Source organism: Desulfofundulus salinus (assembly GCF_003627965.1).
GTDB classification, from domain to species: Bacteria; Bacillota; Desulfotomaculia; order Desulfotomaculales; family Desulfovirgulaceae; genus Desulfofundulus; species Desulfofundulus salinus.
In genome coordinates this window covers 1,128,416-1,154,188 of sequence record NZ_RBWE01000001.1, presented here as the reverse complement: position 1 = coordinate 1,154,188, position 25,773 = coordinate 1,128,416, and the positions used below count along the sequence as shown (strand labels likewise).

The following is a 25,773-nucleotide window of genomic DNA, read 5'->3' as shown; positions in this document are numbered from 1 at the left end:
CGCGGTTGCATAAATCTTTAAAAGCTCATTCGCCCTGCCAGCTCAGGATATAAGCTTCCTGCCCCGGCGTCAACCGGTCAATTTCAACGCCCAGGGAGGTGAGTCTGAGCTCCGCCACCTGCCGGTCCAGCTCCGCCGGCACAAGGTACACCCGGGGTCCCAGGCGGCCTTTATGCTGCCAGATGTAGCGGGCGGACAGGGCCTGCAGGGCAAAGGACATATCCATGATCTCTGCCGGATGGCCATCCCCGGCGGCCAGATTCACCAGGCGCCCCTCCCCCAGGAGGTAAATGCGCCGCCCGTCGGGCAGGGTGAATTCTTCGATGTTCTGCCGCACCACCCGGCGGGAAACGGCCGCTGCAGCCAGCTCGGGCTTGTTGATCTCCACGTCAAAGTGGCCGGCATTGGCGAGAATGGCCCCGTCCTTCATGCGCCGGAAATGCTCACCCCTTAAAACATCGCGGCAGCCGGTAACGGTGATGAAGATATCCCCCACCCCGGCAGCCTGCTCGCTTTTCATCACCAGGTAGCCATCCATATATGCCTCCAGGGCCCTGACCGGGTCCACCTCACAGACCACTACTTTGGCGCCCAACCCGGAGGCACGCATGGCCACACCCCTGCCGCACCAGCCGTAACCCAGCACCACCACGGTCTTACCTGCCACCAGCAAATTGGTGGTGCGCATGATGCCGGCCCATACCGATTCCCCGGTCCCGTAGCGGTTATCAAAAAGGAACTTACACCGGGCATCGTTGACGGCAATCATGGGGAAAAGGAGCTTGCCTTCCCGCTCCATGGCTTTCAAGCGGGATACCCCGGTGGTGGTTTCCTCGCATCCCCCGGCTACCTCCGAGGCCAGTTCCCGACAACGGGTATGCAGCAGGTGAACCAGGTCACCGCCGTCATCGATCACCACATGGGGGCGAATTTCCAGCACCTTAATCAGGTGATCTATATATTCCTGGCTGGTGGCGCCATGCCAGGCATAGACATGAATACCTGCCGCTGCCAAAGCCGCAGCCACGTCGTCCTGGGTAGAGAGGGGATTGGACCCGGAAATGGCTACGTGAGCCCCGCCGGCTTTGAGCACCTCGGCCAGGTAAGCCGTTTTGGCTTCCAGGTGAATGCTCATGGCCACCCGCACTCCGGCAAAGGGCTTTTCCCTCTCGAATTCCTCCCGGATGGCATTTAGAACAGGCATGTGAACCCGCACCCAGTCTATTTTCAGTCTACCCCCGGGTGCCAGGTTGATATCCCGTACAAGATAATCCTGCATATTCTACTGCTCTCCTTCAACTTTATGTTTTTACCGGTCACACTACACCATTACCCCGCACCAGCCCGGCCAGGCTTTCCCCGTAAGGCGGCCGGGCCACTCCCTGGTCGGTAATGATGGCTGTAACCAGCCGCGCCGGGGTAACATCAAAGGCGGGGTTCCACACTTTAACTCCAGGGGGAGCCACCGGTATGCCGGCCAGGTGGGTTACTTCTTCAGGCTTCCGCTCCTCAATGGGAATATCCTCACCGCTGGCCAGGGAAAGGTCTATGGTGGACAGGGGGGCAGCCACATAAAAGGGCAGGCCGTGTTCTCTAGCCAGTACGGCCAGGCCGTAGGTGCCAATTTTGTTGGCCACGTCACCGTTGGCCGCAATGCGATCCGCCCCTACCACCACCAGGTCCACCATACCCCGGGCCATAAGATAAGCAGCCATATTATCGGTGATCAGGGTAACCGGTATATTATCCTGGATCAACTCCCAGGTGGTAAGGCGTGCTCCCTGCAACAGGGGCCGGGTCTCATCGGCATAAACGCTGACCTGTTTCCCGGCTTCGTGGGCAGCCCGGATCACCCCCAGGGCAGTGCCGTAACCGGCAGTGGCCAGCGCGCCGGCATTGCAATGGGTGAGAATCCTCGCCCCGTGGGGAATTAGCTCCTGGCCAAATTGCCCGATGCGCTTATTGCCCTCCAGATCCTCCCGGTAAATAGCGTGGGCCTCGTTAATTAAAAGCTCCGTTAATTCTTCCGGCTCTGTGGCCATGGAAGCCTCCAGCCGGGCCAGCAGGCGGTTCAAGGCCCAGGCAAGGTTGACGGCAGTGGGCCGGGTGGAGGCAAGAACGTCTGCCACCTCCCGGGCCCGGGCAAGCAGTTCCTCGCGGTTTTTAGCTTCCGCTGTCAGCACCCCCAGCACCAGACCGTAGGCCGCCGCCGCCCCGATGGCCGGCGCCCCCCGTACCCGCAAACTACGAATGGCTTCAGCCACAGTTTCGTAATCCCGGCAGTGGATATATTCCACCATACCGGGCAATTTAGTTTGATCCAGGAGCACCAGCATCCCGTTCTCCCAGCGCATGGTGTCCAAGGTACCCACCCCTTCCTTTATTTCACCGCCGAGGGATCCAGCGGTGACTCGTGACACAGGCAGGTGCGATCCGGGTCCAAAAGCTCAATGGCCCGCATAACCAGCCGGCGCAGGTTGCCTGCATTTTCGGCCATCACATCCACCACTTCCTGGTGGGAGAGGCGGGTGGGCGAAATACCTGCAGCAAAATTGGTCACCATGGCAATGGTGGCATAACAAATACCTGCCTCCCGGGCCAGGACTACCTCGGGCACACTGGTCATGCCCACCAGGTCTCCGCCCAGTTGCCGGAACATGCGGATCTCCGCCGGGGTTTCAAAGCGCGGCCCTTCAGTACAAACATAGATACCTTTGGCATGATACTCCAGTTCCAGCTCCTGCGCGGCCCGGGCCAGCGTCATTCGCAATTCGGGACAATAGGGGTCGGTCATGTCCAGGTGAACCACCCCTTTCTCCACAAAAGTCTGAACCCGGGACCTGGTAAAATCCAGAAACTGATCCACGAAAACAAACTGTTTGGGCTTCATTTCCGGATTCAAAGAACCCACGGCGGCCGTGGCAAAGACGTTTTTCACCCCCAGCTGCCTGAGACCCCAAATGTTGGCCCGGTAGTTAACAAGGTGTGGGGGCACCGAGTGGTCTTCCCCGTGCCGGGCCATAAAGGCCACCTCCCTGCCCTGGTAGGTGCCGATCTTTACCCAGGCCGGACCAAAGGGGGTTTCCAGGCGTTTCTGGCGAACATTGCTTAAAATATTGGGATCGTACACTCCCGTCCCGCCAATGATGGCTATGCGTACAGTCATAATGAAAGCCCTCCGTAGCAGTATTTCCCGCCGGAATAGCCATGCCATCCATCGGGTTTTTAATTAGCCTTCTTTTTAACCTTTCCTACTATTCGCCCTTCCTCCCCACTTTCCTTTCGACTTTTAAAAATATTGAACCACCAACAAATCATTGACAGGGCAAAAAGGGCTACTTTAAAATCGTAATATATGGATAAAACGATAGCAGGTGATGCTATGAACAAATTCCAGCAATACGAGGAAAAGGCCGAACTCCTGAAAGCCCTGGCCCACCCCATTCGCCTGTGTATTGTAGACGGGCTGATCAACAACGAATGCAACGTGACCAGAATGCGAGAATGCCTCGATTTACCACAATCCACCGTTTCCCAACATTTAGGCATTTTGAAATCCCGGGGAATCATCAGGGGCCGGCGCCAAGGAACAGAAATTTGTTATACCGTGACCAATGAACTGGTCAAAGATTTGATGAAGGTCTTAATGAATGTTGTAGCGCATAACCGGAGCCTTGAAAGAAAAGACTAAATATAGTGAGGTGGTTGACTTGTCTTTGCTTACCGAAAAGGAAGTTCTCAACAATGCCATTAAACTGGCCATAGATATGGAACAAAAGCGCCAGTCAAAATACGCCTTTTTAGCCCGTAACGCCCGGGATAAAAAGTTAAAGGAACTCTTTGGCCACTTTGCCGTGACAAGCCGCCGGCGTGTTGCCATGCTTAAAAAGGAAATGAAGGAATTAAACATTCGTTGAGGTGAAAAAAACCGTGAATAAGCTGGATCTACTGTACGATGTACTGATAGACAAGATATGGAGCCAGACCTTTTACAATGAACAAATGCTGCTAATGGTCAACCCGGTTGCCCGGGAGCTTTTCATGCGTTTGAGGGATGAAGAAACACAACATGTGCTTGTCCTGCGCACTGAAATAATAGCTATGGAAGCCAATCCCTTCGCTCCCACTAAAATTCTGCCCGGGCTGGAAACGCGCCCCCGCTTCCGGCTGTAATTATACTTACCGCCTGCCCCGGAAACTTCCTCACATTACTCCCCCGGTTTAATCACCCCCAGCCACTCTCCCAACCACAGAACCAGGATCATTCCAATTACATTCAACACCAGGCTATACTCCAGCGTCCAATGCAGGTGCCGGAAACTACCCGTGATGATCATAAACCGCTCCACAAATAAAAACAATGCCGCCACCACCAGCACATACGGCAGGCGCAAGCGGCGCCGGAGCGGGTAAAATCGGGCCAAAATAATGCCGTTGGGAAAAATGGATAAAAAGTACAGCAAGGGCAGCCCCCCCAAAGCCGGCACGCCGTAATGATAGGAAAAAGCCCCCAAATCGACAAGGGCGCTGTCCAGGACATAGACCACTACCAGGGCAACCAGACCCACAGGCCAGAACTGAAGCCAGCCTTTCTTTCCCGCCGCTAAAATAGATAATCCCAGTGAAAAGATAAACCATATCAACCAGACCAAAGCCCCATACCTACCCTAACATTTCACGATTCCAGCATTCTGATTACCAGCAGCCACAGGACCACGGCCAGGGCCACCCCAACAGAAAAAACGGTAAAAGTAAAGAGATTCACCTCATACCCTCCATCAGGTGGCAAACCTATTTTTAAATTAATAGGTCCACTTAATTGCTGTGAAACCCGTGTAAATTTGAAATCTACCGATCCCCGGTCTTGCAGCCTCGATCCAGAGAAAGGAACCCGGTTGGAACAAAGGATTTAACCCGGGCTACCCCAGCCCACACGCTGGCTCTCCACAAGCCAGGCCAGGCCAGTGAAGACCAGCGTATTCACAAGTAGACTGGCAAAATGATCCCAATGGGTATATACCAGAACGCCCGCCAGCATAAACATACGCTCTTCCAACAGGAACAGGCCGGAAAAGGCCATAATGTGGAGCCCCTGGAGCCAGCGCAGGGAAGGAAGGTACTGGCCGAAAAGGGCACCCATGGTAAACACGGGTCCAAAGGTAAAAAACGCGGAAGAATAAAAGATAGGGAGCACGGGATCGGATATACGGTAAAGATTCAGGTAATGTCCCATATTATCGGTTAAAAGCTGAACAATCACGGCCGCCAGCCCCCCCACTAACAGGGGCATGTACCTCCGGCGGTCCGCCAGGGCAAAGAAAACCAGCCAGCTAATCGCAAAGGAAATAACCCAGGGCATGCGTCACCTGTCTCCCCTTCCATTTTGCCCGGCATGTCTTCCACCCGCTTTGGGGTAAGGCTGAATCGAATCCGAATATGATTAACTCATAATATCTCCTGCTGTATCAAACAATATGAGTAAAGCTAATAGAAAGTCAGGCGGGAGTGATTCTTTTTGCGCGTAGCCATCATTGGCGCCGGGCCCAGCGGTCTGGCCTGCGCCCTGGAACTGCAACGGCTCGGGATAAAACCGGTTATTATTGAGCGGTATCACCGCGTAGGCCACCCGGTGGAGCGGGTGGATATACTTTTGCACATGGCGTGGCTTCCCGTGAAAGACCAGCTGGCTTATCTGGCCCGTAAATATGGTCTTTATCTACACCCCCTGGCTCCCCTGCACTCTATTGTTATGTACAGCCCCAGCCACCGGTCGGTCATCCGATCCCGGCGTCTGGGATATCTGGTTTACCGGGGGCGCTCTCCCCTTTCCATTGAAAACCAGCTGGCAGCCCGGCTCAACTCGTCGGTAGTTTTTGAGACCATTGCCGATCCGCGGGACCTGGCCCGGGAATTCGACTGGGTGGTAGTGGCCACGGGAGACAGCAAAACCGCCCGCCAGTTGGGCCTGTGGCAGGAATATACCAATGTAGTCATCAAGGGAGCCCTGGTACTGGGGCAATTTGACCCTCACACCTTCCATATGTTCTGGGATACCCGTTACGCGGGTCACAGCTATGGTTATCTGGCTCCCTTCGACCGGGGCCGGGCCAGTATGCACCTCTGTGTAGGAGGAATTAAACCCGAGGAAATGGATGATTACTGGGAACTTTTTCTGGAAGCGGAAAATCTGCATTACCACATCACAGAAACTTATGAACAGCAATTTCACTGCGGCCAGGTCACCCGTCACCAGGTGGGCAACATCCTCCTGGTTGGCAATAGCGGGGGCTTTGTCAGCAGCCTCCTCGGCCTGGGCCTTTTTTCCGGGATGATCAGCGGTGTGCTGGCCGCACGGGCCATTGCCAGCAATGATGATTATGAAAGGCTGGTAAAGCCTTTGACCCGGCGCATTAACGAGCTGAACGAACTGCGCTCCAGCCTGGACAAACTGGACAACCACGGTCTGGACCGCCTGGTAGGCATTCTGGGGATACCCGGCATAAAGCACCTTATCTACCATTCCGGGCTGGATATAATCCCTAAAATTTATGCCATTTTGTCTGAGTTTAATAAATTAACTTTTCGCCCCCAATCCGCGCACCCACGCCACCACTAAAAGAAACAAGGGAATTAAAAATGTATGAGACAAAGAGTATCCGGGAAACACCTTCAACTCCAGGGCCCAAAAATCGGCTATGGAATGATAGGCGAACAGTGAATAGATAACCATCCAGATCCCCACTGGTGCCAACAGGGATTGGTAGCTGGACAGGCCCAGCCACTGGGCCAGCCCTAAAGTCACCACATAATAAAGCAGGGCCAGCTTTAAAAAAATGCCTCCCACCCAAACAGCCACGATTACCACATCCAGGTGGGTTATAAAAGCTCCCAACCTGATGGCCCGCACCATTTCCAGGGCCGGAAAGTTCATGGTAGCGGTAACCTCTGCGGTAAAAAGACCGATGGCCAGCACGCCAATTTGCATGGCCGCCCCCAAACCCAGGAGCGCCCACAGGCCATTTACTCCGACCCGGGTCTGGTCATTTATATATGGATAGAGCATCAGTACGATCACAATTTCGGCTAAGGTACTGACTAAAATGACACCTCCCCAGTTCACCGGCCCCAGGCCCTGTTCCATCACGGGTAAGAAGTTACCAAAATCTACCTGAGGCAAAGAACCGAAACCAACAAAAATGAGTGCGGCGAGTCCCAGGGGGAGCATAATTTCGTTTACCCGGGCTATGACCTCAAGCCCGCTAAAGACTGCATAAGAAGCCACCAGCATAACGCTCGTGGTAAAAACCACTAGAGGTGTGCCTGGCATAAAGGCCGTGACCATGACATCGGCCAGCATGCGAGTGATGCTAGTCCCCACAAAAAAGAAAAAAATAATCAGTAACAATCCAATGAAGCCCCCCAGGATGGGGCCTAACACTTCCTTGCTGTAGTGGATAATCGTCTGACGAGGAAAACGAGCGGCCAGGGCTATGGCCACTGCCCAGATGATCAGGGCATAGAAAACCGCCAGGATTACTGCAATCCAGGCATCCCTTCCGGCTACACCGGCCACCACTGCCGGCAGGTAAACATCGATGGTCGATATGACCAGGGTAAAGAGCAACATGGCTAACTGGCGGGAGGAAATTCGCCCTTTTTCAATGAGGTTATCGCCTCCACCCTGATCCACTGACTGCACCCCCTTTTACTTCCATAGTATTGTGTATGGAAACGGGGGTAGATATACAGGGTTAGGGCTTATATGAAAACCTCAAGGGTATACTAAGGTAAAAGTTTGTTTCATGGGAGGGACAAAACATGGGTCGCCACACGCCCCGGATTGCCATTATCGGCGCCGGTATTTCCGGCCTGGCCTGCGCCCTGGAACTGGAGCGTCACGGTATTGCCCCGGCTATTTTTGAGCAGCGCTCCCGGGCAGGGGAAGCTTTTAACCATGTAGGCGGGCTTTTACAACTTATGTCCCGGCCCATCAAAGACCAGATGGATTACTTAAAAAACGAACTGCATTTGCCCATCAAGCCCCTGGCCCCCTGGAAAAGAGTAATTATGCATATGCCCAACGTCACCCGCACTGTTACCGGACACCTGGGTTATTTCATCCAGCGGGGGCAGGACGAAAATTCCACGGAAAGCCAGCTCTACTCCCTTTTAAAAACGCCGGTATATTTTAACCGTTATGCCGACTGGCAGGTGCTGGCGCGCCATTACGATTACGTGGTGGTGGCCGACGGCACACCAACGGTCGCGCGCACGCTGGGCTGCTGGCAGGACTTCTTGAAAACCTGGGTGCGGGGAGCGGTGGTACTGGGGAACTTCGACCCCAATACCCTGATCATGTGGGTCAATACTAAATACTCACGCCATGCCTACGCCTACCTCTCACCTTTTAATGCTCACCGCGCCTCCCTGATTTTAATAGTTAGCAATAGCAATGCCGATGAGATTGAAGAGAAATGGCGTCTCTTCTGGGAAATGGAAAAACTTGATTACCAGGTGTTAGATAATTTTTCCCTACAACATATCAGTGGCTATTGCTACCCGCCGCAAGTAGGCAATATATTGATGATCGGGAATGCCGGGGGATTTATGGAGCCTTTTTTAGGATTCGGCGTCATGTTCTCCATTAGGAGCGGGGTTTATGCCGGCCGGGCACTGGCCCGGGGGGAATCCTACACCAACCTGACCCGCGATTTACGACGGAAGATCACCCGCCTGGCAACTTTACGCCAGATACTCAACAATATGAACAACGCCGATTTCGACAACCTGGTAAAACTGGTCAGCACCCCCGGGATAAAACAGCTCATTTACAATACCAACATTGACGTATTACAATACGGCACGGAATTGCTCAACCTCTTGCAGCAATTAAAGCAAAAAATCCACCCCGGGATGTAAAAAGAAAACCAGGCCTCCTACCCGGTTCGCAATGACTATTTCTCAAATAAGGCGGCTACAAACTCCTGCGGGTTAAAGGGACGCAGGTCCTCCACTCCTTCACCGATACCAATGAATTTAACCGGGATGTCCAGGATCTGGCGGATGCCGATAATCACCCCGCCCTTGGCCGTACCATCCAGCTTGGTCAGGACAATGCCCGTCACACCGGTGGCCTCGCCAAACAGGCAGGCCTGGGAAATGGCATTTTGCCCTGTGGTGGCATCCAGCACCAGCAACACCTCGTGGGGTGCCCCGGGCAGTTCCCGACCCAGCACCCGGCGGATTTTTTTCAGTTCATCCATGAGGTTGCTTTTGGTGTGCAGCCGGCCGGCGGTATCGATAATGAGCATGTCCATTTTTCGTGCCCTGGCCGCCTGCAGGGCATCATAGGCTACGGCTGCCGGGTCAGACCCTTCTTTATGCTTGATCACATCCACTCCTACCCGCCGGCCCCAGATCTCCAGCTGATCGATGGCCGCCGCCCGGAAGGTATCCGCCGCCCCGAGAAGTACCCGCTCTCCCCGGGATTTGAAGTAGTGGGCCAGCTTACCGATGGTGGTGGTCTTGCCCACGCCGTTAACCCCCACTACCAGGATTACCGTGGGGGGGCCACCCCGGTTAAGGGACCTCTCGCCTGTGCTTAAGATGTCCTGGATGAGGTCCTGCAAAAGGGGCTTTAACTGTTCGGGATCTTTTATCTTTCGTTCTTTAACCTGCCGGCGCAGGGTTTCCATCAACTCCAGGGCCGTTTCCACCCCCACGTCGGCTCCGATTAGCACTTCCTCCAGCTCATCAAAGAGGCTTTCATCAATGGCCTGGCGTCCGATAATGAGATTTTCGATTTTTTCCACCAGACCCTGGCGGGTTTTCGTTAAACTCTCTTTCAGGCGGTTAAAAAACCCCATCCCTAAAAACCTCCTACTGCTCCGTCCCGTGGAGATATCCCAGCCTGGCCAGTGCCCGGCATGCGGCCTGTTGCTCCGCTTCTTTTTTCGAACGCCCCTGTCCCCGACCCATCTCCTTACCTCCAAAATATACCGCGGCAGTAAAGGTTTTATGATGATCGGGACCTTCCTCACGTAAAATGGCGTAACTGATGCCTACTTTACCTTCCTCTTGCAGGATTTCCTGCAATTCAGTTTTATAGTCCCGCTCCACGCGACCTTCCATCACATCTTTAATAACCGGCTTAAGGTATTGAAGAGCAACCTTTTTGGCCATTGCCAGCCCCTGGTCGAGGTAAATGGCCCCTAAAAGGGCCTCAAAGGCGTCAGCCAGGATGGAGGGGCGTTCCCGCCCCCCCGAACGTTCCTCCCCCCGGCCCATATAAAGGCAGGAACCCAGATCCAGTTCCCGGGCCGTCCGGGCCAGAGAAGGCTCGCACACTACTGCCGCCCGCAATCTGGTCAATTCCCCTTCGGTGTGCCCGGGATAGGTGCGGTAGAGATAATCGCTGACCACCAGTTCCAGTACCGCATCGCCGAGGAACTCCAACCGCTGGTTGTTTTCCTGGCTCCGGAAATTTTTTTCGTAGGCATAGGAACTATGGGTCAAAGCCAGGCGCAACAAATCCTCATTTTGCCAGAGGAACCCCAGCTTTTCTTTCAAGACGCTGATTTTCTCTTCAATTCCCGTCATCTCATCACCATTTTAGCCTTGAAGCTTGCGGAATATAAGGGTGGCGTTATGTCCCCCGAAACCAAAGGAGTTGCTTAAGGCAACCTCCACGGGCGCCTTCCGGGCCTGGTTGGGTACGTAATCCAGGTCGCATTCCGGATCCGGTTCCTCGTAATTGATGGTTGGGGGGATCACCCCGTGGTAAATAGCCAGCACGCAGACGACCGCCTCCAGGCCACCCGCCGCCCCCAGGAGGTGGCCGGTCATGGACTTGGTGGAACTGACGGCCAGCCGGTAAGCGTGATCACCAAAGACACGTTTAATGGCCACTGTCTCCAGCCGGTCTCCCAGAGGGGTGGAGGTACCGTGGGCATTGATATAATCCACCTTTTCCGGCGGCAGGCCGGCATCTTTGAGGGCCAATTCCATGGATAAAGACGCCCCGCTGCCCTCGGGATCGGGCGCCGTAATGTGGTAGGCGTCACAGCTGGTACCGTAACCCGCCACCTCGGCGTAAATGCGGGCCTTTCGTCCTTGAGCGTGCTCCAGGGTCTCCAGGATCAGGATGGCCGCCCCTTCACCAATGACAAAACCGTCCCGCCCGGCATCAAAGGGCCGGCTTGCCTTCTCCGGCTCGTCATTACGGGTGGAAAGGGCCTTCATCGCTGAAAAACCCGCCACCGACAGCGGAGTGATGGGCGCCTCGCTGCCGCCGGTGATTACTATATCCGCATGGCCCCACTGGAGCAGGCGAAAGGCGTCACCCACGGCATGATTGCTGGAGGCACAGGCACTGGTGACAGTTAAATTACAACCCCGCAGCCGGTGGGTAATGGCAATCTGGCCTGCTCCCATATTGGCAATCATCATGGGGATGAAAAAGGGGCTCACCCGTCCCGGGCCGCGTTTAAGAAGGACCTGGTGCTGCTCTTCCAGTGTCTCAATACCGCCAATGCCCGAGCCCAAAATAACACCGACCCGGTCCCTGTTCACCTGTTCCAGGTCAAGACCGGCATCTTCTAAGGCCATGTTCGTGGCGGCCAGGGCAAACTGGGTAAAGCGATCCATGCGCCGTGCTTCTTTTTTGTCTATGTACCGGGTGGGGTCAAAATCCTTTACCTCGGCGGCAAAGCGGGTATCGTAGGCACTGGCGTCAAAGCGGGTAATGGGCCCTACGCCGCTTTTCCCCGCCGTAATATTGGCCCAAAAGTCCTTCACACCAGTACCCACCGGGGATATTATGCCCACACCGGTTACCACAACTCTATTGGACAAAACCTTACCTCCTTAAGCGATTCATGAAAGCATATTTCAAAAAGTCCCGCGTAATGATCGCGGGACCTGGGATTTTACTTATAAATGCTCCTGAATATATCTGACGGCCTCACCCACAGTGCGGATCTTCTCCGCATCCTCATCGGGAATAGTCAGGTCAAATTCCTCTTCCAGGGCCATCACCAGTTCCACAATGTCCAGGGAGTCAGCCCCCAAATCCTCAATGAAGGAGGCTTCCATGGTCACTTCTGATTCATCTACCCCCAACTGTTCCACAATGATGGCTTTAACCTTCTCAAAAACGGACAAATGTTTCACCCCCTTCCAATGCTATTCACACTAACTTTATGTAATCAGCCTATATAGTTAGACCGCCGTCAACGACAATGGTTTGCCCGGTAATATACCCCGCAGCATCGCTGGCCAGGAAAACCACTGCCGCGGCTACCTCTTCAGGCTGCCCGAAACGGCCCAGTGCCACCCGGCTTAACATCTTTTCCCTGACGGCCCCGGAAAGGGAGCCGGTCATATCGGTAAGGATAAACCCCGGTGCCACCGCGTTAACGGTAATGTTCCGGGAGCCCAGTTCTTTAGCCACCGCTTTGGTCAGACCGATGAGCCCGGCCTTGCTGGCGGCGTAACTGGCCTGGCCGGCGTTGCCCGTGATGCCGACCACCGAACTGATGTTGATAATGCGGCCCCAGCGGGCTTTCATCATCAACCGGGAAGCTGCCTTGATGGTGTTAAAAGCACCCTTTAAATTTACGTCCAGCACCCGGTCCCAATCTTCATCCGCCATGCGCATCACCAGGTTATCCCGGGTGATGCCGGCGTTGTTCACCAGGATATGCAGTCCGCCCAGTTGCTCGGCGGCCACATTAACCAGTTTTGCCGCCTCGGAAGGCACGGAAACATCCGCCTGGCAGGTTACCGCCTGCCGGCCCATCTCCCGGATCCGGGTAACTACTTCCTCGGCGGCGGCGGCCTGACCGTTAAAATTCACCACCACGTCCGCCCCGGCCCGGGCCAAAGCCAGGGCAATGGCCCGGCCGATGCCCCGGGAAGCACCGGTAACAATGGCCTTTTTACCGTCAAGTAACATTTTAGCTAACCTCCTTAAGGCATGCAAGGACTTTTTCCAGGGACTCCGGATCCTGGACCGACCAGCAGTGTACCTGACGGTCAATCTTGCGCAACAGGCCGCAGAGCACCGTCCCGGGACCCACCTCGATAAAGGCCTGGACGCCGCCGGCAATGAGCCGCCGCATGCTTTCCTCCCAGCGCACGGGGCTGTAAACCTGCTGCACCAGGAGCCTTTTTACCTCCTCTTTGGAGGTCACGAAGTCGGCCGTAACATTGGCCACCACGGGAAACCGGAGATCGGCCATGGCCACCTGCTCCAGCTCCCGGGCCAGTTTCTCCCCGGCCGGGCGCATCAAGCTGGAGTGGAAGGGAGCGCTTACGGCCAGGGGAACGCAACGCCTGGCTCCCGCTTCTTTGGCCAGCACACAGGCCCGTTCCAGAGCCTGCATTTCCCCGGCAATGACCACCTGGCCCGGACAGTTGAGGTTGACCGCTTCCACCACCCCGGCATCGGATGCCCGGCGACAGATCTCTTCGACCGTTGGAACATCCAGTCCGAGGACGGCCATCATCCCCCCGGCTCCCAGGGGTACCGCCTCCTGCATGAACTGGCCCCGCTTGCGCACTATTTTTACCGCATCGGCAAAGGTTATGGCCCCCGCCGCCACCAGGGCGCTGTATTCCCCCAGGCTGTGGCCGGCAGCCACGTCCGGTACTACCCCTTTTTCCCGGAGCACCCGTAAACAGGCCACACTTACCGTGAGGATGGCCGGCTGGGCATTCATGGTATGCTGCAGTTCCTCTGCCGGGCCTTCAAAACATAAGCGGCTTAAGGTAAAGCCCAAAGAGGCGTCGGCCTCTTCAAAAGTGCGCCGGGCAACCGGGAAGCACTCGTACATCTGACGGCCCATACCCACATACTGCGACCCCTGGCCGGGGAAGATAAAGGCCAGCTTCATTTCCCGGACACCACCCACCGGGATGCGTCCGACAACAGGGCTGCCGCACCCCGCACCACTTCCAGGACGATTTCCCGGGCGGGCTGAATTTCCCGCACCATGGCCGACACCTGTCCGGCCATTACCGAACCGTATTCCACATCGCCGTCAACCATGGCCGCCCGCAGTTTCCCTATGCCCAGTTTCTCCAGTTCTTCCGGCGGGGCGCAGCGGCTTTCCAGTTCTTCGAATTGTTTACTCAATTTATTGCGTAATACCCGCACAGGGTGGCCTGTGGGCCGGCCGGTGACCACTGTATCCCGGTCCCTGGCCTTAATCACCATCTCCTTTACGGCTGGATGAATGGTACACTCCGCCGCGCACATGAAACGGGTACCCATTTGTACACCCTGCGCCCCCAGCATGAGGGCGGCTGCCAGACCCCGGCCGTCGTAAATACCGCCGGCGGCAATGACGGGAATACCCACCGCGTCCACAATTTGCGGGACCAGGGGGAAAGTGCAAAGCTCACCCACATGGCCGCCGCTCTCCATGCCCTCGGCAATAAGGGCGTCCACACCGCTTCTGGCCAGGCGCCTGGCCAGGGCCACCGAAGCCACCACCGGAATTACCCGGATGCCCGCCGCCTGCAGGCCGGTCAGATATTTGCCCGGGTTGCCCGCCCCGGTGGTAATTACCGGAACCCGTTCCTCCAAAAGCACCTGCATCACTTCGTCTACATAAGGCGAGCGTAACATAACATTTACCCCGAAGGGTTTGGACGTCAGTTTTCGGGCCAGGCGTACCTGCTCCCGCACCCATTCCGGGGGAGCCTGGCCGGAACCAATGATTCCCAACCCGCCGGCCTCACTAACTGCGGCCGCCAGTTCAGCGGTGGAAACCCAGGCCATCCCACCCTGGATGATGGGATATTCGATTCCCAGCAAATCACAAAGCTTCGTGCGGATGATGGTTATCCGTCTCCCTTCTCAAAGGTTTTGATCGATAATCATACCAGCGTAGCAGGGTGGCTCCCCAGGTGAGACCTGCGCCAAAGGCCACCAGCACCACGTGATCGCCGTCCTGGATCCGCCCCGCCTCCAGGGCCTCGTGCAAAGCCAGGGGAATAGAAGCGGCGGAAGTATTACCGTAACGGTCCACATTGATCCATACCCGCTCTAAAGGCAGGCCCAGCCTTTTAGCGGCAGCCTCGATAATACGGGTGTTGGCCTGGTGGGGAATCAAAAAATCCAGCTCTGGCGTATCCAGACCGGCTGCCTGCAAAACCTCCTGGCAGCTCTCCTCCATCACCTTGACGGCAAACTTAAATACTTCCCGGCCATTCATATGTATAAAGTGCTGTTTTTTTGCCAGTGTTTCCTCTGATGCCGGGTAACGGGAAAGCCCCGCCGGAAGGGATAAAAGCGGCCCCCCTGACCCATCCGCACCCAGACGGGTGGCCAGGATGCCATAGCCCTCCGGAACCGGCCCCATAACCACTGCCCCGGCGCCGTCACCAAAGAGGACGCAAGTGTTGCGATCCTGCCAGTTCACCAGGCGGCTCAGGACTTCCGTACCAATGACCAGAACGGTTCTGGCCGCCCGGGCGGCGATAAACTGGCTGCCGCAGGCCAGGGCGTATATAAAGCCGGTGCACCCCGCCTGAACATCAAAAGCCCCGGCCTTTTTTGCCCCCAGGGCATGCTGCACCAGACAGGCCGTTGCCGGGAACAGCATGTCTGGACTGTTGGTAGAGACGATAATTAAATCAATTTCCTCCCCGGTAACCCCGGCATTCTCCATGGCCTGCCGGGCGGCCCGAACGGCCAGGTCGGAAGCCGCCTCGTGATCCGCGGCAATATGTCTTTTCCGGATGCCCGTGCGGGTGCGGATCCATTCGTCACTGGTGTCCACCATACGCTCCAAATCCACATTGGTAAGCACCCGTTCAGGCACATAAATGCCCGTGCCCCAAATTCCCACGGGCAAAATTTCTTTGGACATTAACTTATCCCCACTTTCTGGTGCTCAGCGATGTCTTCAATACTGCTCCGGATGGCGCTTACCAGGCCGGTTTCAACTGCTTCCCTGGCCCTTTTAATGGCGTTTTTGATCGCCCGGGCAGTGGAACTGCCGTGACAAATGATGGATACCCCGTTGACTCCTAAAAGCGGCGCGCCACCGTACTCGGCATAATCAATGCGCCTTTCGAAACACTTTAATGCAGGGATGGCCATGGCCGTACCCATTTTGGCCAGCCAGCTCCTGGTAACTTCCTCCTTGATCATTCCAAGCAGTGCCGTGGCCAGCCCTTCTCCGGCCTTCAAAACAATGTTCCCCACAAAGCCATCGCAAACTACCACGTCTACCGTACCGGCGAAGATATCCCGCCCCTCCACGTTGCCGATAAAGTTAATTCTTGCCTGGCGCAGGAGGGGAAAGGTGGCCAGGGTGAGTTCGTTGCCCTTTGTCTCTTCTTCCCCCACATTTAAAAGGCCAACCCGGGGCCGGGGAACGCCAAGGATCTTTTCGGCGTACAGGGAACCCATAATGGCAAACTGCAGTAAATGGTGGGGTTTGCAGTCCACGTTGGCTCCCGCATCTAAAAGGACGGTGGTTCCCCCACGCCGGGGTAAAATACTGGCTATGGCCGGGCGGTCAATCCCCTGGATGCGTCCCAAACCTAAAAGGGAAGCCGCCATGGCCGCTCCCGTACTGCCGGCAGAAACCAGGGCTGCTGCCTCCCCTTCCTTAACCAGCCTCACAGCCTGCACAATGGAAGACTGTTTCTTTTTCCGGACCGCTACGGCCGGCTGTTCCTCCATGGTAATAATTTCCGGGGCGTGAAACACCTCAATATGATCAGGGGGTGACTGGCCCAGTTCGGCCAGAATTTTTTCCCGGTCCCCCACCAGAATGATCTCCTGGCGGTATTCCCGGGCCGCTTCCACTGACCCCCGCACGATTTCCGCCGGCGCATGGTCACCGCCCATGGCATCAACGGCAATTTTCACTGCCGCCAGACCTCCTCTGCTATGGCGAAGATGAGAAATTTTCCTTCCAGCACTACCTCGTTATTGACTCTTGAGGCAACCCTTACCATATATTTATTGCCCTTTTTTCGCCTTACAAACGCCCTGGCCACCACCTTTTCCCCGCAAAACACCGGCCGGCGGAAACTCACCTTGGTGGTGCCGGTAAGGGCCACCTCGGCATCGCATAAAGCCACCGCCAGAGAGTTGGCCTGGGCAAATAAATAATGCCCCCGGGCCACGCGGGTGCGTTTGAGGGTCATCTCATCGGTAATGGTTAGTATAGAAACGCCCGATTTGCCTATGTTCAGCTCCACCAGCTCACCCACCAGATCGGTCTCACTCAAAGCCCGGAGCTGGCCGTAAACGCCCCGGGCCACCTGCTCCAAACGCTCACGTTTTTCCGGAATATGTAACTCGTTGCGATCCAGCCGGATGGTCTGTACGCTGACCCCCAGGATGGCGGCGAGATCCTCATCGGTGAGGAAAGGGTTGCCGCTCAGGTAGCGGGCAACCAGCTGCTGGCGCTTCAGTTTTCCCGTATGACTTTTGGACATTGCCCCATCACCAAAAAATTTAGCACCAGGTACTAAAATAAGTATAGCGGGAATGCCAAAAAAAAGCAACTCCTCCAGGGCAAAAAAATTTTCCGGCGCAGGCAGGGCAACAAACATACCCGCCTTTACCGGAGCTGCTTGAGCTAAAACCTGATTATAGATGGATTAAACTTTTTGCAACCGGATTAACTACTGAACTCTCACCACTTCTTTTGCCTTGTAATACCCGCATTCCGGGCAAACCCGGTGAGGCACGATCAGGGCATGGCACTGGGAACAACGCACCAGTCCCGGGGCCTCTATCTTCCAGTGGGCCCGCCGCATTCTGGCCCGCCGCTTAGAAGTTTTCCTTTTCGGAACACCCATACCAATCCACCCCCCCTTTAACCAATGGTTACCGGTTGCTGTCCTTAAACATGTCCTTGAGTATCATCAGGCGCGGGTCCACATCTTCCCCGGGACAGGCACAGGGTGCCATGTTCAGGTTTTGGCCACACCGGGGACACAGACCGCGGCAACCCTCTTTACAAAGGAAACGCATGGGCAACACAAGCAAAATGCTCTTCAGTACTTCCGGCGTAATATCCAGGACATCGCCGGAAAAGGGGATCCATTCCTGGTACTCTCCTTGAGTTGGCTCTACAACAACCAGCTCTTCACTGTCCGCAGGATAGTACACTTCGCTTAGCGTGGCCTCTACCGGCCAGCGAAAAGGTTCCAAACAGCGGGCACAACGGACTCCCAGCGTACCCTTGACCTTACCCTCCACCAAAAGGGCTTTCCCGGTATTGCTAATCTCCAGGGAAGCCCGGGCGGGACCCTCAAAGCTCAACCTTTCCCCGTAGAACTCCAGTTCTGGCAATGGAGAAGAGAGTTCCACCTGTATGCTTTCCCCGGGGCTCTTTTTTAAATCCGTCACATCAATACGCATGTCAAACACCCCTTAATTTAACAAAACTCATTATATAGGGGTGTCGTCCCTTTGTCAAGGCAAATGCCTGGGCAGCCTCCCCCCCCGGTGGCATAAAAACACCGCCGGCTGCACGGTCGGCGGTGTAGCTGCTGGCCTAAAATTAGCGCAAAGCCTCCACAATGGCCTCCCACTGGCAATACTGTTCCACGTTTTCCAGGGCCACTTTAATTCCGGTGGTATCGCCCGGCTTTAAACGACGGGACAAGTGGCTGATTTTTTCGATAGTAGTATAGGTATCATAGTGAACCAGGATCAGGGGCACTCCCTTTTCCTGCGCCCGGGCAATGACCTTCACGTCGGGATAGAGGCCGCCAGTCAGGATGAGCACCGAGGTGCTGGTTTCCAGGGCGGCCAGGGCAACATCGGCCCGGTCACCACCCAGAATCACCGCCTTATCGGCAGTGCGGCGGAAATAGGTCAGGGCGCTCTCGGCGGTCATGGCCCCGACCACCACATCCTCCACCAGGCGCTTTAGATTTTCGCTGCCGGTCAGGATTTCCCCGCCCAGAACTTCATAGTATTCTTCCACGGTAGGGGAAGCAATTTCCGGGCGGCGCGGGATCACACCCAAAGTGCGGTAGCCGTGTTCCTCTAAAAGGGGCCGGTAGATGCCTTCGATCTTGGCCAGGAGAGGACGGGGAATGTTGTTGAAAATGTTCCCCAAAAGATTTACCCCCGCCGCCGTAAAGCTGCGGTTAAAGAACAGGGCCTGGTCAAAGCCAAAATCATTTTCAATGTTTAACACCAGCAATACCTGAGCGTCCAGTTGTCTGGCCAGGGTAATATCGTCCAACCCGCAGGCGGCGTAAGCGTAGGGGTAGGCTGCCCCGCCGATAATCACCACATCGGCACCTGCGGAAATCTGCTCGTAGGCTGCGCGGACGTGGGCAAGAGCGTCTTTACAACCATTGCCGGACAGGTAGGATGGGCCGATCATCCGGGGCACCACTAATTCCAGGGGCACGTCCATCCCCAGCACTTCCCGCATTAAAACGGCATCCTCATCCATCCGTTCCGGTCCCCGGGAAGGGCTCCCGATAGGCTTGAAGTATACAACCCGAAAGCCTTCTTTTTGCAATTTTTGAGCCAGGCCCAGGGCCAGGGCCGTTTTACCGCTGGCCGGAGTGCCCATAATGTACAGATTTCTCATCAGGCCAACACCTCACGATATGGTAATTTTGATATCAAGGGCACTTAAGCCCTGGTTATAGACAAAGACGGGGTTAATATCGATTTCATTGATCTCCGGGAAGTCAAGCACCAGCCGGGCCGTACGGCCGATGGCTTCCACCAGCGCCGGCAGGTCGGCCGGCTTCTCGCCCCGGTAACCCCGCAAGAGGGTATAGGCCTTGGTTTCGCTGAGCATGGCCTCAATCTCCCGCCGGGTGAGCCCCTGGGCCAGGCGGAAGGAAACATCTTTAAGCAGGTTGACGTAAATACCACCCAGACCGCAGGCAATCATGGGGCCAAACTGGACATCCCGGGTCATGCCGATGATCAGCTCCACGCCCTTGGGCATCATTTTCTGTACCTCTATGCCGTAGACCACCGCCTGGGGCAGCAGGCGATGGACGTTCTCCATAATCTCGATGAAACCTTTGCGTACTGCCTCGGGAGAATCAAGGCCAATTTTCACGCCGCCCACGTCGGTCTTGTGCAGGATCTTGGGAGAAGCCACCTTAAGCACCACCGGGTAGCCCATTTTCTCGGCTTCCTCCACCGCCTCCTCGGGGGTGGTGGCCAGGGATATGGGAGCGGCCGGGATGCCGTACGCCCTGGCAACGGCTGCAGCTTCGCTGCCCAGCAGCACCAGGCGGTTATCCCGCATGGCATCGTAAAAAATGGCCTTGACCGCTTTCTTGTCCACATCGGGATAGATCAGATCACTTTCCCCTACGGGGGTATTGCGAAATTCACCGTAACTAACCAATCCGTTGATCGCCGCAATAGCCGGCTCGGGGAAAGTAAAACAGGTCATGCCGGCTTCGGACATGAGTCGTGCACCTTCAGCCATGGATTCGCCGCCCAGGTAAACGCCCATAATTGGCTTATGGGGATATTTCTTTTGTAGCTCAATCACGGCCTGGGTGGTTTCCAGGGGCTGGGCCACGGCGGTGGGACACATTAAAACCACGATACTGTCCACATTGGGGTCGGCAAGAACCTTTTCCAGGGCAAAACGATAACGGTCGGCCCTGGCATCACCCAGCACGTCCACCGGGTTGTACAGGGCGGCCTCGGCGGGTAGTCCCCCACGCAATTCTTCAATGGTTTCCCTGGTAAACCGCGCCATAGTCAGGGACCTGGCTTCCACATTATCCGTAGCCACAATGCCCGGACCCCCGGAGTTGGTCACAATGGCCACCTTCTTGCCGGCCGGAACCGGACAACGGGAAAAGGCAATGGCCAGCTCAAAGAGCTCGGTCATGGACCGGGCGCGGATTACGCCGCACTGCCGGAAGGCCGTGTCGTAAGCCAGGTCACTACCGGCCAGGGCACCGGTGTGGGAAGAAGCGGCCTGGGCACCGGCCTGGCTGGTACCGGACTTGAGAATGATTACGGGTTTTTTACGGGTGGCCTCGCGGACCACTTCCAGGAAACGAGACCCGTCGGCCACGTCTTCCAGGTAGCAGGCGATTACGCGGGTATAGGGGTCCTCGGCAGCTTCGGCAATGAAATCAATTTCCGAAAGATCTCCTTTATTACCCAGACTGACCATCTTGCTGAAACCAAGACCAACGGAGCGGCTCCAGTCCAGGATGGCAATCAGGGTGGCACCGCTCTGGGAGAGGAAGGCTATGTCGCCTTTCAAGGGGAAAGTTTTGGTAAAAGAAGCGTTGATGGGCGTATGGGTGTCCATCATGCCCACGCAGTTTGGCCCCAGCATACGCATGCCATACTGGTGGCAGATAGCTACCAGTTCTTTTTCGAGATCCAGACCCTCTTTGCCAATTTCCTTAAACCCGGCAGTGACCACTACCAGGTTTTTGACACCCTTTTCCCCACACTCTCTGGCTACATCCAGGGTTCTGGCTGCGGGAACGGCTACAACGACCAGGTCCACCTGCTCTGGAATGGCTGTAACCGATGGATAAACCGTTAAACCCTCAATTTCCTCCTCCTTGGGATTAACCGGATAAATTTGTCCCGGAAATCCTGACTCGATTAGATTCTTCACTATAGAGTGGCCTACTTTACCGGGTTTTTTTGAGGCACCGACAACGGCTACCGCATTCGGGTTATAAAAGTTGTTCAGTAGTCCCACATTCTCACCCCTTCTTGGTGCAAATTAAGCGAAAACTTAAAAACTAATTATACAGCATACAATACACAAACGTTTCTTTTCTTCATTATAAAGGGGCGAAAAGTGTGAGTAAATATCTACTTCGGGCACGAATTAAAATAGTAATTTTGTAAATTGAACGAAAATGAGATTTTAATGTTTTGTAGCATTTTTCAAATAAAAAGGCTATACTAGTAGTTACATCCGAAGCCAGAAAAGATCCTTAAGCTCTATTCACCTCAGCAGTTTTTACTTTGTTACCGGCCACAGGTTACGTAAGTCTGCCGTCTTGAAAGCATTGAGAAAGCGCAGGTGTAGATCGGGATATCTGGTAAGTAGATTTGCCACGAACTCCCTCATTTCCTGCCGCTTGGTCCTGCCGTTAACGGGACAGGGATTTTCTAAAATGGGCAAGTTTTTTTGCCGCGCCATTTCCCGTACGTGCTCCTGAGTTAAATAGATTAAAGGACGAATCATGGTGACACCGCTCCGGCTTAAATAAGTAATGGGGGAAAAAGTACGAAACTGCCCGGTGTAAAAAAGGCTCATGAAAAAGGTTTCAATCACATCATCCAGGTGATGTCCCAGGGCCACTTTGTTGCATCCCAGGTCCCGGGCGGTATTGTTTAAAGCCCCCCGGCGCAGGTTGGCACACAGGGCACAGGGGTTTTTCTCCTGCCGGATATCAAAAACTACCTCGGCAATGTTGGTGGGTTTATAATAAAAAGGAACCCCTTCGTACTCACAAAATTCCCGCAACACGTTTACTTCCATGTCCCAGCCGGGATCTACATAAATGCCGTGCAGGGAAAATTTAATGGGTGCCACCCGCCGGACAAGGTTCAGGACATGCAAAAGCACGCTGCTGTCCTTCCCCCCGGAAAGACCTACCGCCACCCGGTCCCCATCTGCAATCATACCGTAATCCACAATGGCCCGTTTTACCCGGGTAACTACATACCGCTGAAACTCTTTGCTCAAGATTAAACCGCTCCTTGAACTTTCGAAAGTTAACCCTTCGAGTATATACACCCTAATTATATTTGCCGTTACTGTTCTGTCAAAGGTAAATAACAACAGCAGGCCCGAAGGTATTTTAGATTAAGCATGCGGCAGGATTTTTATTATATCATATAGAAAGAACAAGCTTATAATTTTTCGACGAAGAGCAACGTAATTTTGAAACTTAAGCTTTCTTTTTACCGAAAGGTGTTGCAACTTTCCATGAATATAAAACAGCTGGAAGCCTTTTTGCTGGTCGCCGAATTGCGCAATTTTACTAAAGCCGCCGGGCAACTGGGAATGAGCCAGCCGGCCGTAAGTTTCCAGATAAAAGCACTGGAGGAAGAGCTGGGCGTTACCCTTTTGGAGCGCAATGAAAAAAAGGTGCTGCTTACCGAGGCCGGACGGCTTCTCTACCCGGAAATCAAGCAAATGGTGCGCCATTACCGGAAAATCCGGGCCATGGTCAATGAACTCCAGGGTTTGAAAAGCGGCCATTTGATGCTTGGAGCTACCAGCATGCCCGCCGAATGCCTCCTCCCCATTTTTATCGGAGGCTTCCGTGAGCAATACCCGGGGGTCCGGGTAAGCCTGCAGGTTGGCAATAGCACCATAGTGGCACGCTGGTTGCAGGACAGGGAAATCGACATTGGCGTGCTTGGAACGGCAGTGGGCGGGGACGGTATTGAGTACCATTCCTGGCTGGAAGACGAGTTGATTTTTATCGTCCCCTCCTGGCATCCCTGGGCAGGGAACAACATCTCCCTGGAGGAATTGACCCACGAACCGCTGATCATACGCGAAGTTGGTTCGGGCACCCGGCAGGCCCTGGAGGCCAAACTGGCCGAACACAACATTACCGTGGAGCATTTTCCCAGCATACTTGAACTGGGCAGCAGCCAGTCCATGGTGCAGGCGGTCCGGGCCGGGCTGGGGATAGCCGCGGTTTCCCGCCGTGCGGCCCACGATGCCCTGGAAGCAGGCAAAGTGGCCCAGGTAATCATCCCGGAACTGCAAATTCGTTACTACCTGTACCTGGCCTGGCCCCGGCAGGTCAGCAACGGCCTCACAGCCAGCATCTTCAAAAGCTTCCTCATGGACAGGGAACTATGCCGCCGTTTACTGGGGAAAACGGGCTAAGCCGGGGATTTCAACCGCATGGTTAGATGGCAGATACCCTTTGCCTCCAATGTCGTCCGGGTAGGAGAAATGTTATGGCCGACAGGTCAACGCTCGTGCCCGGCGCACATAATTAGAGTCCCGGAATAGTCCGGGACTCTCGGGTTTTTTGATGAACCCCGGTTCTCCGGGGTTTATGTTGAGGTTTTAAAACCGCTCCCTCGGAGTGTAATGTGTATGCAGAAGCTCGTGGGACTTGTGCCCCAGGGGCTCGCCCAGGAACTCCCTGTACAGGGCCTGTACGGCCGGGTTTTCGTGGGATTTACGCAGCGGCATCTGCCGGTCCACCTGGTAGATGGCTGCGATACGTTTTGCCCGGATCTCATTGTCCACGGGAACCGGCTGGCCGCCGCCGCCAATACATCCGCCGGGGCAGCACATGATTTCGATGAAATGGTACTCCCTTTCCTTGTTTGCCACGGCATCCAGGACCCTGCGGGCATTGCCAAGCCCGTGGGCCACGGCTACTTTCAACTCCGTCCCGGCCAGGTTGACGGAAGCTTCCTTCACCCCTTCAAGCCCGCGGACCTCCTCAAAGTCCAGGGACAGCAGGGTAGCACCCGTGACCAGTTCATAAGCGGTCCGCAGGGCTGCTTCCATCACCCCACCGGTGGCCCCGAAGATGACTCCCGCTCCGGTGGAAATACCCAGGGGCGCGTCGTAATCTTCCTCGGGAAGGGACTCGAAATCAATACCCGCCTGCTTGAGCATTCTACCCAGTTCCCGGGTGGTGAGCACCACGTCCACATCCCGGTAGCCGCTGGAGTTCATCTCCGGGCGGCCGGCTTCGTATTTTTTCGCCGTACAGGGCATGATGGAAACTACGAAGATCCTGGCCGGATCGATACCTTCTTTTTGCGCATAGTAGGTCTTGGCCAGGGCACCGAACATCTGCTGCGGCGACTTGCAGGTTGATAAGTTAGGCAGCAGGTTGGGGTAAAAGTGCTCAATAAATTTGATCCACCCCGGGCTGCACGATGTAATCAGGGGGAGCCTGCCGCCGTTCTGCAGGCGGTGAATTAACTCGCTACCCTCTTCCATGATCGTTAAATCAGCGGTAAAATCAGTATCAAAGACTTTATCAAATCCCAGGCGCCTTAAAGCGGCCACCAGCTTACCCGTAACAATACTTCCCGGTTCCAGCCCGAACATCTCGCCGATACTTACCCGCACGGCAGGGGCGGTTTGCACCACCACGTGCTTTTCCGGGTCGGCCAGGGCGGCCCAAACTTTGTCCGTTTCATCCCGCTCGTGAATGGCCGCCGTGGGACAAACCAGCGAGCACTGGCCGCAGTTGACACAGTTTACCTCGCCCAGCGGCGCCAGGAAGGCCGGTGCCACCACGGTATCAAAGCCCCGTTCCTGGACGGCAATGGCGCTGACCCCCTGCACCTTTTCGCACACCGCCACGCAGCGGCGGCAAAGGACGCACTTGCGCGGGTCACGGATTATAGAGGGGCTGGAATCGTCCACCTCGTAGGGAGACATCTCCCCCTGGAGGCGAATTTCTCCCACTCCCAGTTCGGCCGCCAGTTGCTGCAGCTCGCAGCTGGTATTGCGTACACAGGTCAGACACTCCTGGGGGTGGTTGGACATGAGCAGTTCCAAATTAAGCCGGCGCGCGTGCCGTACCGCCGGTGTGCTGGTATGAACCACCATCCCCTCGGCGGCCCGGGTTACACAGGCAGCCACCAGCGCGCGGGCTCCTTCTACCTGCACCAGGCACAGGCGGCAGGCACCGATGACGTTCAACTCCTCCAGGTAACAGAGCGTGGGGATTTTTACCCCAGCCTGCCTGGCCGCCGCCAGGATGGTGGTGCCGGGCGGCACCTGAACCTGTCGCCCATCTATAGTAAGCGTCACCAGGGACATG

The 25,773-nt window shown here is 55.5% G+C and carries 28 protein-coding genes; 6 read left to right on the top strand and 22 right to left on the bottom strand.

Translation table 11 applies throughout. The annotated features are described in order from the left end of the window. Positions 1 to 25: 25 nt before the first annotated feature. From D7024_RS05970 to mtnP, 3 genes are read right to left on the bottom strand one after another with little or no spacing between them, the layout of a single operon-like run. Complete coding sequence (locus D7024_RS05970) at positions 26 to 1,279, bottom strand: adenosylhomocysteinase (RefSeq protein ID WP_121450972.1); 1,254 nt, start codon at positions 1,277 to 1,279, stop codon at positions 26 to 28. A 37-nt stretch (positions 1,280 to 1,316) separates the two neighbouring features. Then, positions 1,317 to 2,363 (bottom strand): S-methyl-5-thioribose-1-phosphate isomerase, encoded by a 1,047-nt coding sequence (gene mtnA / locus D7024_RS05965; protein ID WP_121450971.1) that lies wholly within the window; start codon positions 2,361 to 2,363, stop codon positions 1,317 to 1,319. Positions 2,364 to 2,380: 17 nt separating this feature from the next. Next, positions 2,381 to 3,166, bottom strand: coding sequence for an S-methyl-5'-thioadenosine phosphorylase (gene mtnP / locus D7024_RS05960; protein WP_121450970.1), 786 nt, complete (start codon positions 3,164 to 3,166; stop codon positions 2,381 to 2,383). Positions 3,167 to 3,382: 216 nt separating this feature from the next. Between mtnP and D7024_RS05955 the strand changes: the two genes are divergently transcribed. From D7024_RS05955 to D7024_RS05945, 3 genes are read left to right on the top strand one after another with little or no spacing between them, the layout of a single operon-like run. After that, entirely contained in the window at positions 3,383 to 3,691 is a 309-nt protein-coding gene (locus tag D7024_RS05955) for an ArsR/SmtB family transcription factor (protein ID WP_121450969.1), read from the top strand. A 19-nt stretch (positions 3,692 to 3,710) separates the two neighbouring features. Further along, positions 3,711 to 3,917 carry a hypothetical protein gene (locus D7024_RS05950; RefSeq protein WP_125185630.1) on the top strand — a complete coding sequence of 69 codons (207 nt, stop codon included), beginning with the start codon at positions 3,711 to 3,713 and terminating at the stop codon, positions 3,915 to 3,917. Positions 3,918 to 3,930: 13 nt separating this feature from the next. Further along, on the top strand, positions 3,931 to 4,173 hold the full coding sequence (locus D7024_RS05945) for a hypothetical protein (RefSeq protein ID WP_121452482.1): 243 nt from the start codon (positions 3,931 to 3,933) through the stop codon (positions 4,171 to 4,173). Positions 4,174 to 4,208: 35 nt separating this feature from the next. Here D7024_RS05945 and D7024_RS05940 read toward each other — a convergent pair whose 3' ends face one another. Then, on the bottom strand, positions 4,209 to 4,652 hold the full coding sequence (locus D7024_RS05940) for a CBO0543 family protein (protein ID WP_125185629.1): 444 nt from the start codon (positions 4,650 to 4,652) through the stop codon (positions 4,209 to 4,211). Positions 4,653 to 4,909: 257 nt separating this feature from the next. Beyond that, positions 4,910 to 5,359, bottom strand: a complete 450-nt coding sequence (locus tag D7024_RS05935) for a hypothetical protein (RefSeq protein ID WP_121450966.1) — start codon at positions 5,357 to 5,359, stop codon at positions 4,910 to 4,912. A gap of 156 nt (positions 5,360 to 5,515) precedes the next feature. Here D7024_RS05935 and D7024_RS05930 point away from each other — a divergent pair, with 156 nt between their 5' ends. After that, positions 5,516 to 6,616, top strand: coding sequence for an NAD(P)/FAD-dependent oxidoreductase (locus D7024_RS05930; protein WP_121450965.1), 1,101 nt, complete (start codon positions 5,516 to 5,518; stop codon positions 6,614 to 6,616). On the opposite strand, the gene D7024_RS05925 is transcribed toward D7024_RS05930, so the two are convergent. Beyond that, entirely contained in the window at positions 6,575 to 7,690 is a 1,116-nt protein-coding gene (locus D7024_RS05925; RefSeq protein ID WP_121450964.1) for a GerAB/ArcD/ProY family transporter, read from the bottom strand. The genes D7024_RS05930 and D7024_RS05925 overlap by 42 nt on opposite strands. Positions 7,691 to 7,818: 128 nt before the next feature. On the opposite strand from D7024_RS05925, the gene D7024_RS05920 reads away from it, so the two are divergent. Continuing rightward, positions 7,819 to 8,919, top strand: a complete 1,101-nt coding sequence (locus D7024_RS05920; protein WP_121450963.1) for an NAD(P)/FAD-dependent oxidoreductase — start codon at positions 7,819 to 7,821, stop codon at positions 8,917 to 8,919. A gap of 35 nt (positions 8,920 to 8,954) precedes the next feature. Here D7024_RS05920 and ftsY read toward each other — a convergent pair whose 3' ends face one another. The 15 genes from ftsY to D7024_RS05845 all read right to left on the bottom strand — a co-directional run bounded on the left by ftsY (position 8,955) and on the right by D7024_RS05845 (position 22,700). Next, positions 8,955 to 9,866 (bottom strand): signal recognition particle-docking protein FtsY, encoded by a 912-nt coding sequence (ftsY, locus tag D7024_RS05915; RefSeq protein WP_121450962.1) that lies wholly within the window; start codon positions 9,864 to 9,866, stop codon positions 8,955 to 8,957. 13 nt (positions 9,867 to 9,879) lie between these two features. Continuing rightward, a complete protein-coding gene (gene rnc / locus D7024_RS05910; RefSeq protein ID WP_121450961.1) occupies positions 9,880 to 10,599 on the bottom strand; it encodes a ribonuclease III in 720 nt (239 codons plus the stop codon). Positions 10,600 to 10,611: 12 nt separating this feature from the next. Further along, positions 10,612 to 11,853, bottom strand: a complete 1,242-nt coding sequence (fabF, locus tag D7024_RS05905; RefSeq protein ID WP_121450960.1) for a beta-ketoacyl-ACP synthase II — start codon at positions 11,851 to 11,853, stop codon at positions 10,612 to 10,614. A 78-nt stretch (positions 11,854 to 11,931) separates the two neighbouring features. Further along, the gene (acpP, locus tag D7024_RS05900) at positions 11,932 to 12,162 is read right to left on the bottom strand and encodes an acyl carrier protein (protein ID WP_013823343.1); all 231 of its coding nucleotides are present in this window, start codon (positions 12,160 to 12,162) and stop codon (positions 11,932 to 11,934) included. A gap of 49 nt (positions 12,163 to 12,211) precedes the next feature. Continuing rightward, positions 12,212 to 12,955 carry a 3-oxoacyl-[acyl-carrier-protein] reductase gene (fabG, locus tag D7024_RS05895; protein ID WP_121450958.1) on the bottom strand — a complete coding sequence of 248 codons (744 nt, stop codon included), beginning with the start codon at positions 12,953 to 12,955 and terminating at the stop codon, positions 12,212 to 12,214. Between the two features lies 1 nt (position 12,956). Further along, on the bottom strand, positions 12,957 to 13,895 hold the full coding sequence (gene fabD / locus D7024_RS05890; RefSeq protein WP_121450957.1) for an ACP S-malonyltransferase: 939 nt from the start codon (positions 13,893 to 13,895) through the stop codon (positions 12,957 to 12,959). Continuing rightward, positions 13,892 to 14,845 carry an enoyl-[acyl-carrier-protein] reductase FabK gene (fabK, locus tag D7024_RS05885; protein WP_121450956.1) on the bottom strand — a complete coding sequence of 318 codons (954 nt, stop codon included), beginning with the start codon at positions 14,843 to 14,845 and terminating at the stop codon, positions 13,892 to 13,894. Before fabK ends, fabD begins: the two co-directional genes overlap by 4 nt. Beyond that, on the bottom strand, positions 14,823 to 15,878 hold the full coding sequence (locus D7024_RS05880; RefSeq protein ID WP_121450955.1) for a beta-ketoacyl-ACP synthase III: 1,056 nt from the start codon (positions 15,876 to 15,878) through the stop codon (positions 14,823 to 14,825). The genes fabK and D7024_RS05880 overlap by 23 nt, the downstream gene beginning before the upstream one ends. Further along, complete coding sequence (plsX, locus tag D7024_RS05875) at positions 15,878 to 16,888, bottom strand: phosphate acyltransferase PlsX (protein ID WP_121450954.1); 1,011 nt, start codon at positions 16,886 to 16,888, stop codon at positions 15,878 to 15,880. The genes D7024_RS05880 and plsX overlap by 1 nt, the downstream gene beginning before the upstream one ends. Further along, positions 16,885 to 17,463 (bottom strand): transcription factor FapR, encoded by a 579-nt coding sequence (fapR, locus tag D7024_RS05870; RefSeq protein ID WP_121452481.1) that lies wholly within the window; start codon positions 17,461 to 17,463, stop codon positions 16,885 to 16,887. The genes plsX and fapR overlap by 4 nt, the downstream gene beginning before the upstream one ends. Positions 17,464 to 17,652: 189 nt before the next feature. After that, the gene (gene rpmF, locus D7024_RS05865) at positions 17,653 to 17,829 is read right to left on the bottom strand and encodes a 50S ribosomal protein L32 (RefSeq protein WP_072868064.1); all 177 of its coding nucleotides are present in this window, start codon (positions 17,827 to 17,829) and stop codon (positions 17,653 to 17,655) included. Between the two features lie 28 nt (positions 17,830 to 17,857). Next, complete coding sequence (locus D7024_RS05860; protein ID WP_121450953.1) at positions 17,858 to 18,394, bottom strand: YceD family protein; 537 nt, start codon at positions 18,392 to 18,394, stop codon at positions 17,858 to 17,860. A 142-nt stretch (positions 18,395 to 18,536) separates the two neighbouring features. Next, entirely contained in the window at positions 18,537 to 19,586 is a 1,050-nt protein-coding gene (locus tag D7024_RS05855) for a phosphotransacetylase family protein (protein WP_121450952.1), read from the bottom strand. Positions 19,587 to 19,598: 12 nt separating this feature from the next. Continuing rightward, complete coding sequence (gene acs, locus D7024_RS05850; RefSeq protein ID WP_121450951.1) at positions 19,599 to 21,701, bottom strand: acetate--CoA ligase alpha subunit; 2,103 nt, start codon at positions 21,699 to 21,701, stop codon at positions 19,599 to 19,601. 267 nt (positions 21,702 to 21,968) lie between these two features. Then, a complete protein-coding gene (locus D7024_RS05845; RefSeq protein WP_121450950.1) occupies positions 21,969 to 22,700 on the bottom strand; it encodes a tRNA lysidine(34) synthetase in 732 nt (243 codons plus the stop codon). Between the two features lie 243 nt (positions 22,701 to 22,943). Here D7024_RS05845 and D7024_RS05840 point away from each other — a divergent pair, with 243 nt between their 5' ends. Next, complete coding sequence (locus tag D7024_RS05840) at positions 22,944 to 23,861, top strand: selenium metabolism-associated LysR family transcriptional regulator (RefSeq protein ID WP_121452480.1); 918 nt, start codon at positions 22,944 to 22,946, stop codon at positions 23,859 to 23,861. Between the two features lie 186 nt (positions 23,862 to 24,047). Here D7024_RS05840 and D7024_RS05835 read toward each other — a convergent pair whose 3' ends face one another. Further along, positions 24,048 to 25,772: an NADH-dependent [FeFe] hydrogenase, group A6 gene (locus D7024_RS05835; RefSeq protein WP_121450949.1), complete on the bottom strand. Its 1,725-nt coding sequence runs from the start codon at positions 25,770 to 25,772 to the stop codon at positions 24,048 to 24,050. Position 25,773 lies beyond the last annotated feature (1 nt).